This window comes from Sulfurospirillum sp. hDNRA2, assembly GCF_024206095.2.
Taxonomy (GTDB): domain Bacteria; phylum Campylobacterota; class Campylobacteria; order Campylobacterales; family Sulfurospirillaceae; genus Sulfurospirillum.
This window is the reverse complement of sequence record NZ_CP159800.1, coordinates 955,337-972,776: the sequence shown is the minus strand read 5'-3', so window position 1 is coordinate 972,776 and position 17,440 is coordinate 955,337. Positions and strand designations below refer to the sequence as shown.

Here is a 17,440-nt window from a genome sequence, read left to right as displayed (position 1 = left end):
ACTATTTTTCAATTTTTTTAAGGAAACGTATGACGAAACTATGGATAAGCTTTAGCATAGCCGTACTTTTACTCACGGGATGCGCTCAAAAAGAACTCTCACAAAATGCCCCAGAACTTCCGCAAAAAGTCGAAGACGAAAAAAAAGAACTTCGAGCCCATATCGTTGCCAATGCGATGAAACACAAGAACCGACAAGACGGAGGAGATTGTTCCGGATTTGTCACGCTCGTCAATAAAGAGAGCAACGAGCCTTTCTTTCAAACGCAAGCTTTAAACGATTATTATGAAGATTCACGCAAATCGCTTGCGATTTACAACTACTTAGCCGACCGCAACAGGCTCTATTACGAAAACCCCAAAGTAGGCGATCTGGTCTTTTTCGCCAATACCGTTAAAGCCTACGCCAAAGCAAAAAGTGCCGACAACATCACGCATATCGGTATCATCACGCGTATCGACGCCGATGAAACCGTCTACTTTATCCACCATACCAAAGGAAAAAACTTGATAGGACAAATGAACTTAAAATATCCCGATGCATCGTTATACGAGCATAAAGTCGTCAATTCGTATATGGAAAAATGCGCGGCAAAAAACAGCCAAAACAAATGCTTGGCACCGGAATATTTTAGCGCTTACGGGAAAATTCAATGAAACGATGGCTAATTTTAGGTATTACGACACTCTACTTTGCGGGATGCACGCCCCAACCTTCGCCCCAAATCGAAAAACACGTCGCCGAACCCGAACCGACACCCGAAACGGCGCAACTTTACTTGGAGCAAATCCCGAGCGAAGATTTGTATATCCAACGCGATGAAAAAAGCTTTTCACTTCGTCCTATTTCCCCGATGACGACGCGTCAAAGTATCGTCAATACGGCAATGAGCTATCTCAACAAACGCGACGGAGGCGATTGTTCCGGCTTTGTCAATCTCGTCAATTTAAAAACAGGGCGTCCTTATTACAATGAAAAAGAGCTCAGTGCTAACTTTGACAATGCGCGCAAATCACGTGCGATGTTTAATCTTATGGCAAAACGCGGACATGCTTTTGAAACCATGTTACCTAACCTCGGCGATTTAGTTTTCTTTGAAAATACCGAGAGAAGACCGGCGGTTAAAACCAAAACCAAAGGTAAAAATCCGCCCAAGCCGCAACCCGCCGCTTCGGTTATCGAAAACATTACGCACGTCGGCATCGTTACGCGCATCGATACTGACGGTACGGTCGAGTTTATTCACCACTCCAACGGGAAAAATATTTTGGATTATATGAACTTTAACTACCCAATGCTTACCAACAAAGACGGCAAAAAGATTAACACCTATATGAAACGCTGCCCTTCCAAAGGCGGCGCGGCACAACCACAGTGTATGAACATCGCCTTTTTTGTAGCGTATGGGACGTTTTAGACAGAAATGTATGAAATAGATTTAAATAGATGACAATGATAAAATTAAAAGGCATATTGTTCGTATAATTCTAGTGAGCAATAATGTTATAGTGAAATCTTATATTTATAGCAATAATGAAAAAAAGTATGAATTTATAGATATTTCAAAGTTGCCTCAAGATATAAAAGAGTTCATAAAAAATAAATTCTCTGAATTGTTTATATAAGCTATTAAATCTTCAAGAGGTGCTTTCACACCTCTTGCAAATGATTAGATGTCTTGTTCGATCACTTCGGCAAAACGGTTAAAGTAACGCTCGCAAATCGCTTCGACCGATTTTGAAACATCGTTACATGTAAACATGTTTCCACCCACGGTTCCGATTTTAACGACATTTAAACCGATGGTTTTTGCCATGGCTTCAAAGCCTGCTTCATCACTCACTTCAACGAGTGCGCGGGAGAAACTCTCTGCAAAAATATCTCGTGCATCGTTACATGTAACCTTACATGTAACGCCTTTTTGACTCTTAGCGACCATCTTCGCTAGCGCGATAGCGATACCACCGACATTGATGTCTTTTGCCGCGTTTAAATAGCCTTTTTTGTTCGCTTCAATGACAAGCTCCCAAAGTTTCAACTCTTTATCATAATTAAGCTCTGCAAGCGTTCCCTCAACTTTGTTGTAGAGCTCTTTCATATACAAACTACCACCAAAGTCACTTTTGGTTTCACCGATAAGATAAATGGAAGCGCCCTCTTTTTGGAAGCTTGATGGAAGCGTTTTATTCGCATCATCGTTTAGACCGACCATAACAATCGCAGGGGTTGGGAAAACACCAATACCATTGGTTTCATTGTACAAAGAGACGTTACCGCTGACAACAGGCGTGTTGAGCTTCGCGCACGCCTCTTTGATGCCGTAACAGCCCTGTGCAAATTGCCACATGACTTCTGGATTTTCAGGATTTCCGTAGTTTAAGCAGTCTGTAATCGCTAAAGGACGTGCGCCACTCATCGCTACGTTTCGTCCACTCTCCGCCACAGCCGCCGCCGCGCCCATTTTAGGGTCGATGTAGTTGTAACGTGGGTTACAGTCACTGCTCATGGAGAGGGCTTTACCGTTTTCTTTGATGCGAATCACGCTCGCATCAAGGCTTCCCGGAGCTTTGATCGTGTTGGTTTGGACGGTTGAGTCGTATTGATTAAAAATCCATGTTTTATCAGAAACTTCAACGGAGTTCAAAAGCGCATCAAACGCTTTTTGGTTCTCAATCTTTGCGAAATCATTGATCGTTGTATTTTGAATGCTTGCAAGGTAAGCAGGCTCTTTCACAGGTCTGTCATAAATCGGTGCTTGCTCACTGACGGGTTGGACTGGCATATTTGCCACTCTCTCGCCATGCCAGAAGAGTTCCATATTGCCCGTGGCTGTTACTTCACCGATGATTTCAGCGTTAAGATCCCATTTTCTAAAGATCTCGACGACTTTGTCTTCATACCCTTTTTTTGCACAAATGAGCATACGCTCTTGCGATTCGGAGAGCATAAATTCAAAGGGTTGCATCCCCTCTTCGCGCGCTGGAACTTTGTCCAAGTGCATGATCATGCCGCTACCACTACGTCCTGCCATCTCGAAGGAACTTGAAGTAAGCCCCGCCGCTCCCATATCTTGGATACCGACGATGTAGTCGGTTTTAAAGAGTTCCAAACACGCTTCCAAAAGCAGTTTTTCCGCAAATGGATCACCTACTTGAACCGTTGGGCGAAGGCTTTTATTGGCTTCGGTAAAGCTATCACTTGCCATAACAGCACCACCCAGACCATCACGACCGGTTTTAGAACCGACATAGACAACAGGATTGCCGATGCCTTCAGCTCTGCCGTAGAAAATTTCATCGCTTTTTGCAAGACCAAGTGTGAACGCATTGACCAAAATGTTTCCGTTGTAACTCTCATCAAAGAAAGTCTCGCCACCGATGGTTGGGACACCCATACAATTACCATATCCACCGATGCCTGCAACGACACCACGGACAAGAAAACGTTGGTGACGTGACGTGTCATCGTTATTGGTAACATTGCCAAAACGAAGGGAGTTCATATTTGCAACCGGGCGCGCACCCATCGTAAAAACGTCTCTTAAGATACCACCCACACCTGTTGCCGCACCTTGGTACGGTTCGATGAAACTTGGGTGGTTGTGGGATTCCATCTTAAACACGGCCGCCATGCCATTTCCCACGTCGATAACGCCCGCATTTTCACCCGGTCCTTGAATAACCCACGGCGCTTTTGTCGGGAACCCGTTAAGGTATTTTTTACTGGATTTATACGAGCAGTGCTCACTCCACATCGCAGAAAAGATGCCGATCTCTAGCATATTTGGCTCGCGCCCCAAAATCGTTAAAATATTTGCATACTCTTCTTTGGACAACTTATGTTTTTTCAACACCGCTTCTAAATTTTCCATGGATATTTCGCCCTATCTGATGTAATTTAAGATGGGCTTATTGTACAAAAAAGGAGCTAAAAGTTAGTTGTGCCAATCGTTGTTTTACCAAGAAGAAAGACTAAGCTTTATAGAATTTTGATGAAAATTCAGATAGAATCCAATCCTCTATTTTAGATTGAAGGCGGTCGTTTGTATGTTTGGACTCGATTTTGGAGAAATTATCGTCATAGCCCTTGTTGCTGTTATCTTCCTCGGACCGGAAAAACTCCCCGAAGCCATGGTGAAAGTAGCCAAATTTTTTAAATCCGTCAAAAACAGCGTCAATGACGTTAAAAGTACCTTTGAACAAGAGATGAAGATTCAAGAGCTCAAAGATGAAGCACTTACGTACAAAAAAAAGCTAGACGAAATGGCGACCAGTGCTCGCAAAACAATTACGTTTGATGAGCTCGAAGAGATTAAAAAAAGTACGCAAAACGTTAGCGACTCTTTCAAAGAGCTCGAAAACAGCGTGAAAAACGACGTCATCTCCGAAACGCCTCAAGCGGAAACCGCACCCTCACCTGCGCTCACAGCCGTCACCCAAACCAACAAAGAGGAAAAAGCCTAATGTTCGAGGAGTTAAGACCGCATATTGCCGAATTACGTAAACGTCTTACGATTTCTTTAGTGGTCGTTATCGCGATGTTTCTGATCTGTTTTTCATTTTGGCAACCCATCTTAAGCTGGATGATCGCCCCTTTAAAAGCCGTTCTTCCCGAGGGAAGCAACGTGATCTTTACCGGTGTGCAAGAACCCTTTTTTACCGCAATGAAAGTTGCCTTTTTTGCCGGCTTTATCGGTGCACTTCCGATTATTTTTTGGCAGTTTTGGCTTTTTGTCGCACCCGGACTTTACGATAACGAAAAACGTTTGGTCATTCCTTTCGTCACCGCGGCGACGGGTATGTTTTTAATGGGAGCAGCTTTTTGTTACTACGTCGTCGTACCCTTAGCATTTGCATTTTTGGTTGCCTTCGGTAGCACCCTTTTTACCGCCCTTCCCAGCATCGGCGAATACGTCGGTTTTTTTAGCAAAATCCTTTTTGGATTCGGGCTATCGTTTGAAATGCCCGTCGTGATTTTCTTTTTTGCCAAATTAGGTTTGGTAACCGACCAAACACTTAAAGAGTTTTTTCGATACGCAATCGTCATCATTTTTACGATAGCGGCGATCTTAACGCCGCCCGATGTTTTATCGCAACTTCTCATGGCGGCACCGCTCACGCTTTTATACGGTATTTCCATTTGGATCGCCAAAATCGTCAATCCTTATGTTCCGCCCGAAGAGGGCGAAACACAAACCGATGACGACGATGAAGCACAAAAGGATTAAGCCATCGATCCGCTCTTAAAATCGACGTACGACTACGCACTGCCCGAAGAACTGATTGCTACGCATCCCGTCGAACCGCGCGATGCCGCAAGATTGTTGGTCTTCGAGCGTGCCGGTCAAACGATCACGCATACAACGTTTGATCGTTTATTTGAATTCATTCCCAGCGACACTGCGGTCGTTTTAAACGATACGAAAGTTATCAAAGCACGCGTTTTCGGGAAAAAAGAAAGCGGCGGTGCCGTCGAAATCCTTTTAAACGCACCGCTACAAGACAACCTTTATAGCGTCTATATTAAAGGGCGCGTCAAGGTCGGAAGTCTGCTTTTTTTCGACGAAAACCTGCACGCGGAAGTGGTTGAGCTCAAAGAAGAAGGTCTACGCGTCGTTGCCTTTTTTCACGAAGGAAAAGCCGTCGATACGCAAGAGCTTTTCGCGATTTTAGAGCGTATCGGACATATTCCTTTACCTCCGTACATCAAACGAAGCGACACGCACGAGGACCGCATCGATTATCAAAGCGTTTTTGCCAAAGAACAAGGCGCCGTTGCCGCGCCGACCGCATCGTTGCATTTTTCCGACACGATGTTCGAGACACTCAAACAACGCTATGAAACGCATTTTTTAACCTTACATGTAGGAGCGGGAACCTTTAAGCCCGTCGAAGCGGAGCATATTCAAGACCACGTGATGCATTCAGAAATTTACGCTATTCCGGAAGCGACATGTCGCCTCATCGATTCGCCTAAGCCGCTTCTAGCCGTCGGTACGACCGTCACACGAACGATCGAATATTATGCAAGAACGCATCATCAACAAGGCGCATGCAATCTCTTTTTGCATCCCAAAAACCCGCCGATTCGGGTCAATTATCTTTTAACCAATTTTCACTTACCCCAATCCACGCTCATCATGCTGGTCGCTTCGTTTATAGGTATCGAAGAGACGCTCAAACTCTACGCCATTGCCGTAAAAGAAAAATACCGCTTTTTCTCTTACGGCGATGCGATGTTGATCGTGTAATATATGAAATTGAAAGGGATAAAAAAAGAGGATTACGCCTTCATATCCAACAAACTGCCGATCATCTCGTCTTCGGTTTGAATCGGTTTTGTGTTGGCTTCAAACCCCGCTTCGAGCGCAATTTGATCGGTAAATTCGGTCGTAAGATCGGTGTTATTCTCGGTTTTGCTACTGTTCGCTACGACGCTATTTGCTTCTTCGCTCAAAGTCGTTTGCGTGGCTTGATAAGTTTGCGTATTGACGTTGGCGACGTTGTTCGCACTGTTATTCATCCATGTCGACATCGCATTCATAGCGTTGGCATTGACTTGCATACGCACTCCTTTGATAGTTAATACGATGACACTATACTCTTTAGGGCTTGAAAAGAAACTAAAAAAATTACGGACGAATTGCTTTAAGCGTTTGGTTTAATCTCTCAATGAGTGCCGGATCGGTGTCTTTGTGAAATGCAAAATAGAGGTCGTTTTCGCGCAATAAGCTCACGATTTCATAGGCGTCTAACGAGCAACCGGTTGCTTGTAAGGTATAAAACATCGCATCGACGCTAAAAGCGACCGCGTCCAAACGATCTTCTCGTAATTTGCGCAATTGCGAATCGATGTTGCTAAAGCGGTCAAAATCTTCCAACGTAAATCCTTCTTTGAGCAAAAGCTGTTCGGCTCCGCTATCGTGAACCGTACCGATTTTACCTAAATTGTGACCGCGCAAAGCTTGAAGATTGACATGTCGTTCTTTTTTGGCAATGACGCCGATGCGTAATTTTCCGATAGGTCCGACCCAGGCAAACAACGCTTCGCGTTCTTGCGTACGGGCGGCACTGAACAAAACCGTACGGGGGTGTTCAAGCACTTCGTGATAACCGCGCGACCACGGAACGACGTTGATTTGTCCGTCGACAATCGTTTGCCCCGTTTTGCGAAAGAGTTCTTGGAGTAGCCAAACGGACGGACCTTCAACGTTGCCGTCGGCATTTTTATAGTTAAACGGTGGATTGTACTCGCTGTAAACGCGAAAACTCTCGGCATTGAGGGTTAAAAATAGTGTGCATAAAAGCACTATCCAACGCATCATAATGCTATTTTTCCCGTTTGAAGTGCTTTCCACGTATAGATGAACATGTCGAAATTTTCGAGTAAAAGCGTTGCGATTTTAGGATCGAACTGTGTCCCGCTTGCCATCTCAAAATACTCTTTGACGGCTTTTTCTTCCCACGGCTCTTTGTAAACGCGTTTATCTAACAAGGAATCAAATACGTCCGCAACGGCGCAAATACGTCCGACTAAAGAAATTTCTTCGCCCTTTTTACCGTAAGGATACCCCTCTCCGTCCCATCGCTCATGGTGTTCCAAAGCGATAACCGCCGCCAAGCGCATCATCTCAAATTCCGAATCCGCAAGCATCTCGTAACCCAACATCGAGTGGGTTTTCATCACAACCCATTCGTCCTCGTCCAGTTTGGAAGGTTTGTTTAAAATTTCGTCGCTAATGCCGACCTTGCCGATATCGTGTAACACGGCCGCCATTTTAATTTTTTCACATTCGGCTTCGTCTTTACCCAAAAACTTGCAAAAAAGATAACAAAACTCGGCAACCCGCCTTAAATGCTGTCCCGTCTCTTTTGACTTTAATTCGGCGATAGACGCCGAAATATAGGTAATTTCATGGTTCAGTTTTTGAATCTCTTTGGTTTGCTCGTCGACTTGCTGTTGCAAGGAAGACTGTAACCGGTAAAGGTCGACATGGGTTTTAACCCGTGCTCTTAAAATTGCAGTATTGAACGGTTTGGATATATAATCCACCGCACCGACGTTAAAACCGATCTCTTCATACTCCAACCCTTCGTTGGCGGTTAAAAAAATCACGGGAATAGCTCGGGTTTTTTGCATTTGCTTCAACCGTCGACACACTTCGTATCCGGTCATAAAAGGCATATTGATGTCGAGTAAGATCAAATCGGGTTCGATAGACTCCGCCAACGCCAAGCCTTTTTTTCCCTCTTTGGCGGCATAAACTTCATAATCGCTCAAAAGCGACGTCAACATTTCGATATATTCGGGCGTATCTTCGATTACCAATACTTTAGCCATGTTCTTTCTCCTGACGAAGCTCTTGCAAATACGCTAATGCCGCATCAAAATCAAATTGTTTGCAGGCTAAAGAGAGTTTCGTAAACCGTTCATCTTCTTTTAAGTCCGCATCGAGCGTTAGCGTTTCAAGAAGCGCATGCACTTTAGAAACGTTGGATTGCTCCAATGCTTCGTGCAACGCTTGTAAGTGTTGTTTTTGTTCTAAAATCCCTGCCTCATTTTCGATCGACGAAGGGTTGCATAACGCCGTATTGTTGACAAACTTTTCATACTCTTTGTTTACGAAGGGGGCGGCGTTACGGTGCGCTACAATAATGTTATCAAAACAAGAAGGCTCGATCGATCGGTCGGTTTTCACTAACGTTTCGGCTTCCAAAAGCGCATGTTCTAAGGCAAAAAGTCCCAACGACCCGCACAATCCTTTTTGCGTATGTAGGTAATCGACGAACATGGCACGATCGTTGCCGGAAGAGAGTGAAGCTATTTTTTGCGGCATATGCGTAAACGTTTCGTAAAAGCGACTCAAAATTTTGCGCCATAACGTCTCATTGCCTCCAAGTCTTGCAATTGCCTCTTTGGGGTCGAAGACGCGTTCGTGTTTGGCTTTGCCCGCCGTTTGGTGTTTGGGCGAAACCGTACTGCTGACATGTAAGGTTTCCAAAAGCGTACCGTAAAAATCTTCGACCTCGAACGGTTTACCGATATGCGCGTCCATACCCGCCTTCAAACATTTTTCGATATCTTGAACCATCACGTTTGCCGTCATCGCCACGATCGGCGTCAAAATATCGAGCTCTTTTCGAATCATACGCGTCGCCTCAAACCCGTCCATAATAGGCATTTGAACGTCCATTAAAATCAGATCGTAAGCGGTTGAATGTTCTTGGAGTTTTTCAACCGCCTCGAGTCCATTGCGGGCGGTATCGACTTGAGCGTGCGTCTCTTTTAAAAGATAGACGGCAACGTCCAAATTGATCTCATTGTCTTCAACGACTAAAATACGTTTTTTGGAAAGATCGATTTTGGAAGGATCGAAAAGCGGCGTTTTCGTATGCATCGTACAAAGCGATACCAGTTCGTCGTACAACATCGACGCATTAATCGGTTTTTTCAAAAGGACGTGAATCCCCGAAGCCTTGACGTTTGCTTGAAACGAAGCATCGTCGTTTACTGAAAACATAATCGTCGGAGGCAGCGCAACAGGCGTTTCTTTGAGTAAAGAAGCATAAAGCGCAAATCCGTTTTTACCGCGGGAAAGTTCGTGATCGATCACTAAAACGTCATAGGGACTTTGCGCACGTTGCAGTGCTTCAATAATAGCGTCTTTACTTTTCATCACGCTCATGAAAAAGCCGAAAGATCGCACGAGCTCGTTAAAATAATCTGCCGTTTTCTTATAATCTTCAATCAACAAAATGTGAAGCGGAGAGGAGCGCTCATTGGAACTATCCGAATGAAGATCAATCCCTTTGGCAACACCTAAAGGAATCGTGAACGCAAAGAGGCTTCCCCTTCCCTCTTCGCTCGAAAAAGCAATCTTTGCATGCATCATCTGAGCCAGTTGCGCGCAAATGTAAAGTCCCAAACCCGTTCCGCCGTGTTTGCGTGTTACCGATGCGTCGACTTGCGAGAAGGCTTGAAACAAAAGGTTTTGTTTCTCTTTGGCAATACCGATACCGCTATCTTTGACGCTAAAACTCAAAGAAGATCGCTCTTCGTCGAGTACGTTTTCGCAAACGCTTAAAAACACGCCGCCTTCGGACGTAAACTTGATCGCGTTGCTTAAAAAGTTATTGACGATTTGCATAATCTTATGCGGATCGCCCCTAAAAAAACGATTGGTCTCGATAAAATCACATTGAAAGTCGATGTTTTTTTCTTTGGCGAGCACCGAAAAGATAGAGCAACTCTTTTTAAGCTCTTTATGCAAATCAAACGCGACGACTTCGACGTCCATCTTTCCCGCTTCGATTTTCGAAAAATCTAAAATATCGTTAATAATACGAAGCAGTAACGAAGAAGCCTCTTTGATCTTTGAAACGTAGTTTTGCTGTACGGGGCTCATCGCCGTTTTACCGAGTAGATGCGACATTCCCATGACGGCGTTCATCGGCGTTCGGATTTCGTGGCTCATATTGGCTAAAAATTCCGATTTATAACGACTAGCGTCTTCTAACTCTTGCGTGCGTTGCTTGACCTTCTCGTCCAAACGTTCGTTCTCTTTTTGAAGTACCTTAAAAAGATGTTGAAGCTTGATGCGCGTTTGATCGAGCGAATGTCCCAATAAACCGATTTCGTCGTTTTCCTCCCACTCAAAGGGCTCGTCCAACTTTTGTGCCGCCAAAAGATGCGAATGCGCGACCAACCGCTTGATCGGTTTTAAGACCTTATAGTAGTAAATCAGTGAAATCACGCTCACGAGAAAAAGAATCTGAAGCAAAATCATAGAGCCGAACAACCGCATATCTTTGACGATCGACTCGATCAGATCGATGCGTTTAAAACCCATTTCCAAAGTTCCAATCGCGACGTCGTCTTTTTTCAACACTTTGCGTAAAACAAGCGTATCGGCAGGGTTTTGTTGAGGCAACTCCCACATCAAAAACAGTTTTTCGTCGTTATCGCGGACCCGAACGAATTGGATATTTTGATCCAAAAGAAGCTGATCGAGCATCGTTTGACCGAGTTCGGGATAGTAGTTCCAAAGCGACTCGGCGAAAATCGCCGAGGAGAAGTCGAATTTTTTCGTGTTGAGCGTATTTTGTTCTTCTTGCTTGGAAGGAAACGTACTGTTCACGTAAATCAAGGTCGCAACCGGTATCGGCACGATGAGCGCAATCACGATCATCACGATCAAAGATTGGAGTAAAGAGACTTTGTGTAAAAACGTTTTCATAAGACGCCCATTTTATTCAATGAAAAATTCACTCTAAGATTTTACTATTGTACCCTCTTTTTACTAAACTTCGAGCAAAATCGACCTAAAGCCGCCTAAATATAAATCGTTTCGGCGGCTTTCACGATATGAATTTTTGCCTGCGTACGTTCGTGAAGATAGGCTTTGAAAAGCTCCATTTTGTCGATTTCGCCGTGAATTAAATAGATCGTATGCAAGCCCTCCATCGGAGCAATCCACGCCGACATGTCGGCACGATCCGCATGAGCGGAAAAGCCGTTGATTGTATGAATTTTAGCTCGCACTTTAATATCTTCGCCGTAAATACGCACGAACGGTTCGTGATCGATAATCTCTCTGCCCAGCGTTCCTTGGACTTGAAAACCGACGAAGATTACGGCATTTTTCGGATTCCAAATACGCTGTTTAAGATGATGCAACACGCGTCCGCCCGTACACATACCGCTTCCGGCAATAATAATCGCACGTTTTTGCACGTCGTTAATCTCAATCGAATCTTTTTTCTTCGGCGTTAAAGCAAGTTCGGGAAACGAAAACGGATCGTCGCCGAGACTGACATGTAAGCCTACGGGTTGATTGAGCTGTGCGGGATATTTGCGGTAAATTTTCGTAGCTTCAATCGCCAAAGGGCTGTCCAAGAAAACGCGGCAATTGCGCAAAGAACCCTCTTGATGCATCTGATGCAAAAGCCATAAAATCTCTTGGGTGCGTTCAAGCGCAAACGAAGGAATGACGACGCATCCGCCCTCATCCAAGGTTTGCGTAATCGCCTCTTTAAATTCGCGAATGCTCTCTTCCAAGGAGCGGTGTTCACGATCGCCGTAGGTTGATTCGAGGTAAAGGATTTGCGTATGCGACGCCGGTGTGAGCGCATTGAGTAAAAGCCTGTTTTTACTGCCCAAATCGCCTGAAAAAATAACACTTTTACGCACATTCTCTTCTTCGTATTCGACGTTCACGTAAGCACTTCCCATAATGTGCCCCGCATTGTGCAACGTGATCTTTAAAAACGGCGCAAGGGCTATGGTCTGTTCGTACGCGACTCGACGCATTTTTCGCGCAAAAACCATTTCGACATGTTCTTTGGTGTAAAGCGGCTCTTGTACGCTGTTTTCTTCGCCTCTGCGCAACGCTTTTTTAAGTTGGGTTTGGTACTCTTCTTCCAAAAGCGCGGCACTGTCGAGCAACATAATATACGCAATATCCAAGGTTGCTTCCGTGGCAATGATCTCGCCGCGAAAGCCCTCTTTGACCAATTTGGGAACGCGCCCGATATGGTCGTTATGCGCATGGGTCAAGATCAGATAATCGATACTCGCGGCATCAAACCCCAAAGGGGCATAATTATCCCTCCATTGCGCTCCTTGGATCATACCGCAATCGATTAAAATCCGTACCGAACTTACATCCAATAAATGACACGAACCCGTGACCGTAGAGGCCGCACCGTAACTCGTCACTTTTGCCATCGTTTATCCTTTGAATACGATTTTTGCCAAGCGCTAAAGACGACGCACACCGGATCATCTTAAAAATCCACACGCCTTTGGTGCCTTTACCTCTTGCAAAATACGTTTACAAGAGGGTTAATGTATAAACTTATCAATAATTTCTTGATACTTTTTCTCGATCACATGTCGCTTCTTTTTAAGCGTATTGGTCAACTCTTCTCCCACGGTAAATTCTTTGTCCAGAAAGTGGATATTTTGCAGCGTTTCAAAAGGTTTAAATCCTTTGGTATGGTGTAGAAGTTCGTTCATTTCACCTTTTAGTTTCGCGACAATTTGCTTGTCGTCCATCACCTGCTCGATCGTTTGAACCGCTTTGTCGAAATGCTCCGCTACATAGACTTTGAGTTTTTCAAAATCGGGTACGATCAGCGCACCCAAACCTTTTTTGGCATGTCCGACCAAAATTGCGTCGGTAATGAAGGGCAACATCGAAAGCGTCGACTCGATACGGCTCGGATCGACGTTTTCGCCATTGGCAAGTACGATAATCTCCTTGGAACGTCCCGTAATGACGAGTTCGTTTTTTAGCGTCAGTTTTCCCAAATCACCCGTTTTGAAGAAGCCCTCTTCGCTAAAGCTTTTGGCGTTTTCTTCGGGGTTTTTATAATAACCGCTCATGACCTGCTCGCCTTTGACCCATATTTCGCCGACTTCGCCCGCACCTAAATATGCCCCATCTTTCGAGACGATGCGAATTTGCGTTCGAGGTATGACAGGACCTAGCGTCGAAAAAGTGTCGCACAAGACCGAACGTCCCGCAATCGTCGGCGCGCATTCGCTCATACCGTAGGCGTTAACGATACGAATGCCGATCGCATCGATCCATTCATCGAGAAAATCGGGCAAAGTACCGCCGCCGCTCACGGCAAGGCGTAGTCTTCCGCCGAATTTTTCTTGCACCAAAGAGAGCTTTTTTTTGGCAAAGCGATTGAGTGGAGCCAGTAAAAGACGTTGAAAGTATGCAGGTATTTTTGTACGACATGTCAGCCAAAAAGAGGGCTTTTCAAAACAGGGTAATTGATCTTTGAGGATGCGATCCGCACGATTGTACGCCGCCGAAATCGCAACGAGCTTTTTAAAAATCTTTGCTTTTTGGGGGTCTTTTTTCTCTAAGGTCGTATTGATTTTCGTGTACATCGACTCCCAAAGCCTCGGAACCGTTGCGACGATCGTCGGTTTATAGCGTTCCAAATCCGCCGCAAACGTCTTTAGCGTCGAGTAAACGATGCAACACCCGTGCGACATTGCAACGTATTCGGCGGCACGCTCGAAAATATGCCACGAGGGTAAGATCGAAACCCATACGTCTTCACTTTGCAGCGCAATGAGCGGAGGAAGTTCGCGAACGTTGTACATCACGTTTTGATGGCTCAATACGACGCCTTTGGGCGTACCGGTCGTACCGGACGTATAAATCAGCGTCAAGGTATCCGTCTCGCTCAAACGCTCTTTTTGCCTCTTAAACGCGTCGACGTCGTCTTGATAAACGGTTTTATCTTTTAAAAGGTCATTGTAAGAATAAAGATGATTAAGGAGCGAATGCACTTTGGGTGCTTCGACGATAAAAATCGCTTTAAGTTCTTGATTTTTGAGCATAGCTTCGTGTTGAGCATAGGTTTTTTCGTTTTCAACGATCAAGAAATCGGCTTCGGAGTGCGAAAGGATAAACGCTAACTCCTGCGTAGGCGTGTCGCACCCTCTGGGAATACTGATCGCACCGAGCGAAAGCAACGCCATATCGGTTACGATCCACTCGTAACGATTGTCGCAAAGCAACATAACTTTAGAATTTTTGTCGATTTTTTTGGCTTTAAAAGCCCGAGAGAGCACTAAAACGTCGTCGAAGAGTTTGGCATACGTGACTTCAAACTCCTGATCGGCAACGTTGTAAATAAAGGCTTTGTGATCTTTATAGCGTTCACAGACGCTCAGGAAAAGGTGAAAAAGCGTATTGTCCGCGCGATGCAAGCATAATCCTTAAATGAAAAAATTACTTTGATTGTAATCTATCTTTGTAAAAGGGAAGCTTATCTTTGGCGAAAGGATTTCAAAACCGATACGATAATAGCAATTTGGAGCACTAAAAGCAAAACATGTAATGCGTAAACTTGTTCTATTTTCTGCGTCGTACCGCACCATTCGAGAGCTTTGTAAAAAAGATAGGCGACGATCATACCGATCAGGTAGCCTTTTTGTTTCATAACGTCGGCAAGAGAGAGCAATGCGGTACGCTTTAACGCCAAGGTTTCGATACGGATGAGATACCCGCCGAAGACGAAAATCGTTTGGTACGAAAGGTAGATAAATAAAGCGTTGAGATAACTCAACTTAAACGCCAAAAAAGCCAAAACACTCCCTAGCGTTACGACTTCGACGAGCAACGAAATGCGGTAAAACACGAGAAGATTCATCATCTTCTCGTAAAATTTCGCTACAACCAGCAACCCGATCGCCAAAGCGATACCGCCCAAAGAAAACACCGAAGGCTCAAGCGGTGTATACAGCACAAAAACACTCCCGACCGTCACGCCGAAAAAGAGGGAATTTAAAAGCTTGTACCAAAGATACGGTCGTAACGCCAAGCGCATTAAAATCTCGCCTCTACACCTGCGTAGTAGCTTCGCTCCGCCGACGCGTATCCGTATACCGTTTGATAGTAACGATCGAAGAGGTTATTGACTTTTACGTATACGTCCCATGTTTTATCGATATGGTACGTCATTTTGGTATTAGCGACAAAATAATTGCCCGTTTCATGTGTCGTAAAACCGTCTTGGCGCGATCCGACGTAAGTTCCGTTCAACGTCCAAGCCACCTGTTTAACAGGCATATATGTGGTATAAAACGTTGTTTGGTATCGTGGGACGTTAGGGAGTCGTGCGTCGTTTTTATCTTTTGCATCCACGTACGTATAATTCGCTCCCGCCAGCAAAGTTTGAAAAAGCTGGTGTTCATAAGAAAGTTCAACGCCTTTAAAAACAGACGTACCGTCGATATTGACGTTTCCGTATCCGACCCAACCGATCAAATCTTCAATTTCGTTTCTAAAAAAATTCATATTAAAACCGGCATAGCGAATTCCGGCATTAAAACTTTGAATCGTCTCCGGCTTTAGGGTAAAATTTGCCGTTCCCCACGGATTAATCATATCCAGCATCGAAGGCGTTTTATAGGCCGTCGCATAATTGGCATAAACGTCGCATTGATCGTTCACAAGGTATTTTACGCCGATTTTTCCGGTTGCTTTATCGTCAAACGCGCTAAAACTATCGTAACGTAACGCTTCGTTAAGCACGATATTTCCAAATCGATTGGTATTATTGAAAAATAAAGCTTTGGAATGCTCGTCGCGTTCTTTTTCGCTATCGCCGATAGAAGTATAATTGAGTTCTCGTTTTTCGTACGATGTTCCTAAAACCATATGAGAATTATCGGCGTATTTCCACGTATCTTTGATCTCTGCGGAAGGAGTTTTACCCTCATAGTCGTTTAATCCCCACGTCGCATCTAAATTTTTCTTTGTAAAATTGCTTTGGGAAAGCGTCGTCTCGATCGTATGATCGGCAATCAAATAGTGATAGCTAACATAGCCTGAGCGTTGGCGAAAATCGCTTCGCTCTATCGAATTTGGATCCATCGCATACGTCAAAGGATCTGAACCGTCATAGTGATTAAATGCGTTAATGTCGTGATACCCAGCTTCAATGCGGTTACGCTCATCAATCCAATAACCCGCTTTTAGGTTAATCGTCGTATTACGGTAAGGATCGTCTTCAAAACGATCAATGTCTTCTCCGTGAGGCGCATATGCGCTAAAACCGTCTTCAAGTACCCGTTGAACCGTAAGCATAACATCGAATTTATCGGTTTTATGGGACACGGAAGTATTAATGTTTTGATACCCGTAGCTACCGATTTCAACGCCTGCACTCGCATGCGTCCCGTTTTGCGCTTTTTTCGTAATAATATTGACGACGCCCGCCGCCGCATCTGCTCCCCAAATACCGCTTTGCGCTCCCTTAATCACTTCGATACGCTCAATATCTTGGATGAGAAGATGGCTAAAATCGGCACCGGAAGTATTGCTTGGATCATTGTAACGTACGCCGTCTACCATAAGAAGCGTGTATTTATTGCCCATGCCTTGTATAAAGAGGCTTGAAGACTTGCCTTGCCCCCCGTTTGCGGTAAAGCTGATGCCTGGGATGGTATTTAAAGCTTCAACAACGGTGGTGATGCCTTTGAGAGAAAGTTCTTCGGAGGTGATAATGCTGACATTATCGGTGACGTTGGTCGCACTGACCAAGGATTTGGAAGCGGTGTAGACTTCAGACTTTTGTTCTTTGATCTTTTTTGAGACGACCAAAACGGGTGCGCTTGTCTCTTCAAGCAGTTCCGTCGTCTCGGAGGAAGCTTCGGCTTTGGGCGTACTGAGTTGCTTTTCGTTATCGGCGACGCTTTGTCCTTCTTGGGCAAGCGCAATCGTCGCGTTTAAAGCCAGTATCGCCGCTAGGCTAAAATACTTCCCGCGGAAACCTTTGAGTTTTTTCATCTATTCTCCTTAAAAATTGAGAAGCTTATTTTATCTTAAATGGCGTTATTTTGATACTTTTTTGATGGATTGTACTTTATAATAAATACGTTACAATCTTTTACATGTAAGGTAAAAATG

The 17,440-nt window shown here is 44.6% G+C and carries 14 protein-coding genes; 5 read left to right on the top strand and 9 right to left on the bottom strand.

All coding sequences use genetic code 11. The features are described 5' to 3' along the window. The first annotated feature begins 29 nt into the window (after window positions 1-29). Together NL930_RS05005 and NL930_RS05000 are read left to right on the top strand one after the other, a co-directional pair. The gene (locus NL930_RS05005; RefSeq protein ID WP_039672827.1) at window positions 30-656 is read left to right on the top strand and encodes a hypothetical protein; all 627 of its coding nucleotides are present in this window, start codon (window positions 30-32) and stop codon (window positions 654-656) included. Then, window positions 653-1,417 (top strand): hypothetical protein, encoded by a 765-nt coding sequence (locus NL930_RS05000; protein WP_060825676.1) that lies wholly within the window; start codon window positions 653-655, stop codon window positions 1,415-1,417. The genes NL930_RS05005 and NL930_RS05000 overlap by 4 nt, the downstream gene beginning before the upstream one ends. A 252-nt stretch (window positions 1,418-1,669) precedes the next feature. On the opposite strand, the gene purL is transcribed toward NL930_RS05000, so the two are convergent. Next, entirely contained in the window at window positions 1,670-3,871 is a 2,202-nt protein-coding gene (gene purL / locus NL930_RS04995) for a phosphoribosylformylglycinamidine synthase subunit PurL (RefSeq protein WP_254375879.1), read from the bottom strand. Between the two features lie 175 nt (window positions 3,872-4,046). Between purL and tatB the strand changes: the two genes are divergently transcribed. Genes tatB through queA form a run of 3 tightly spaced genes read left to right on the top strand, consistent with a single transcriptional unit; the run spans window position 4,047 to window position 6,250 of the window. Further along, complete coding sequence (gene tatB / locus NL930_RS04990; RefSeq protein ID WP_254375878.1) at window positions 4,047-4,463, top strand: Sec-independent protein translocase protein TatB; 417 nt, start codon at window positions 4,047-4,049, stop codon at window positions 4,461-4,463. Beyond that, a complete protein-coding gene (gene tatC / locus NL930_RS04985; protein ID WP_254375877.1) occupies window positions 4,463-5,227 on the top strand; it encodes a twin-arginine translocase subunit TatC in 765 nt (254 codons plus the stop codon). The genes tatB and tatC overlap by 1 nt, the downstream gene beginning before the upstream one ends. Before the next feature lie 3 nt (window positions 5,228-5,230). Beyond that, on the top strand, window positions 5,231-6,250 hold the full coding sequence (gene queA, locus NL930_RS04980; RefSeq protein WP_254376422.1) for a tRNA preQ1(34) S-adenosylmethionine ribosyltransferase-isomerase QueA: 1,020 nt from the start codon (window positions 5,231-5,233) through the stop codon (window positions 6,248-6,250). A gap of 32 nt (window positions 6,251-6,282) precedes the next feature. Here the strand turns inward: queA and NL930_RS04975 are convergent, their stop codons facing one another. From NL930_RS04975 to NL930_RS04940, 8 genes are all read right to left on the bottom strand, one after another. Beyond that, window positions 6,283-6,564: a flagellar basal body rod C-terminal domain-containing protein gene (locus NL930_RS04975; RefSeq protein WP_060825669.1), complete on the bottom strand. Its 282-nt coding sequence runs from the start codon at window positions 6,562-6,564 to the stop codon at window positions 6,283-6,285. Window positions 6,565-6,631: 67 nt separating this feature from the next. Beyond that, on the bottom strand, window positions 6,632-7,324 hold the full coding sequence (locus tag NL930_RS04970; RefSeq protein WP_060825668.1) for an ABC transporter substrate-binding protein: 693 nt from the start codon (window positions 7,322-7,324) through the stop codon (window positions 6,632-6,634). After that, window positions 7,321-8,340 carry an HD domain-containing phosphohydrolase gene (locus NL930_RS04965; RefSeq protein WP_254375876.1) on the bottom strand — a complete coding sequence of 340 codons (1,020 nt, stop codon included), beginning with the start codon at window positions 8,338-8,340 and terminating at the stop codon, window positions 7,321-7,323. Before NL930_RS04965 ends, NL930_RS04970 begins: the two co-directional genes overlap by 4 nt. Further along, the gene (locus NL930_RS04960) at window positions 8,333-11,236 is read right to left on the bottom strand and encodes a response regulator (RefSeq protein ID WP_254375875.1); all 2,904 of its coding nucleotides are present in this window, start codon (window positions 11,234-11,236) and stop codon (window positions 8,333-8,335) included. Before NL930_RS04960 ends, NL930_RS04965 begins: the two co-directional genes overlap by 8 nt. A gap of 95 nt (window positions 11,237-11,331) precedes the next feature. Further along, a complete protein-coding gene (locus NL930_RS04955) occupies window positions 11,332-12,726 on the bottom strand; it encodes an MBL fold metallo-hydrolase RNA specificity domain-containing protein (protein ID WP_254375874.1) in 1,395 nt (464 codons plus the stop codon). Window positions 12,727-12,843: 117 nt separating this feature from the next. Next, window positions 12,844-14,736: a long-chain fatty acid--CoA ligase gene (locus NL930_RS04950; protein ID WP_254375873.1), complete on the bottom strand. Its 1,893-nt coding sequence runs from the start codon at window positions 14,734-14,736 to the stop codon at window positions 12,844-12,846. A 59-nt stretch (window positions 14,737-14,795) separates the two neighbouring features. Then, window positions 14,796-15,356, bottom strand: a complete 561-nt coding sequence (locus NL930_RS04945) for a hypothetical protein (protein ID WP_254375872.1) — start codon at window positions 15,354-15,356, stop codon at window positions 14,796-14,798. Next, on the bottom strand, window positions 15,356-17,320 hold the full coding sequence (locus tag NL930_RS04940; protein WP_254375871.1) for a TonB-dependent receptor domain-containing protein: 1,965 nt from the start codon (window positions 17,318-17,320) through the stop codon (window positions 15,356-15,358). The genes NL930_RS04945 and NL930_RS04940 overlap by 1 nt, the downstream gene beginning before the upstream one ends. Window positions 17,321-17,440: the final 120 nt, after the last annotated feature.

Coding starts and splice junctions, on each gene's coding strand:
- NL930_RS04965 (WP_254375876.1), bottom strand. CDS start 8,340: ATGGCTAAAGTATTGGTAATCGAAGATACGCCCGAATATATCGAAATG.
- tatC (WP_254375877.1), top strand. CDS start 4,463: ATGTTCGAGGAGTTAAGACCGCATATTGCCGAATTACGTAAACGTCTT.
- NL930_RS04960 (WP_254375875.1), bottom strand. CDS start 11,236: ATGAAAACGTTTTTACACAAAGTCTCTTTACTCCAATCTTTGATCGTG.
- NL930_RS05005 (WP_039672827.1), top strand. CDS start 30: ATGACGAAACTATGGATAAGCTTTAGCATAGCCGTACTTTTACTCACG.
- NL930_RS04940 (WP_254375871.1), bottom strand. CDS start 17,320: ATGAAAAAACTCAAAGGTTTCCGCGGGAAGTATTTTAGCCTAGCGGCG.
- NL930_RS04945 (WP_254375872.1), bottom strand. CDS start 15,356: ATGCGCTTGGCGTTACGACCGTATCTTTGGTACAAGCTTTTAAATTCC.
- purL (WP_254375879.1), bottom strand. CDS start 3,871: ATGGAAAATTTAGAAGCGGTGTTGAAAAAACATAAGTTGTCCAAAGAA.
- NL930_RS05000 (WP_060825676.1), top strand. CDS start 653: ATGAAACGATGGCTAATTTTAGGTATTACGACACTCTACTTTGCGGGA.
- tatB (WP_254375878.1), top strand. CDS start 4,047: ATGTTTGGACTCGATTTTGGAGAAATTATCGTCATAGCCCTTGTTGCT.
- NL930_RS04970 (WP_060825668.1), bottom strand. CDS start 7,324: ATGATGCGTTGGATAGTGCTTTTATGCACACTATTTTTAACCCTCAAT.
- NL930_RS04955 (WP_254375874.1), bottom strand. CDS start 12,726: ATGGCAAAAGTGACGAGTTACGGTGCGGCCTCTACGGTCACGGGTTCG.
- NL930_RS04975 (WP_060825669.1), bottom strand. CDS start 6,564: ATGCAAGTCAATGCCAACGCTATGAATGCGATGTCGACATGGATGAAT.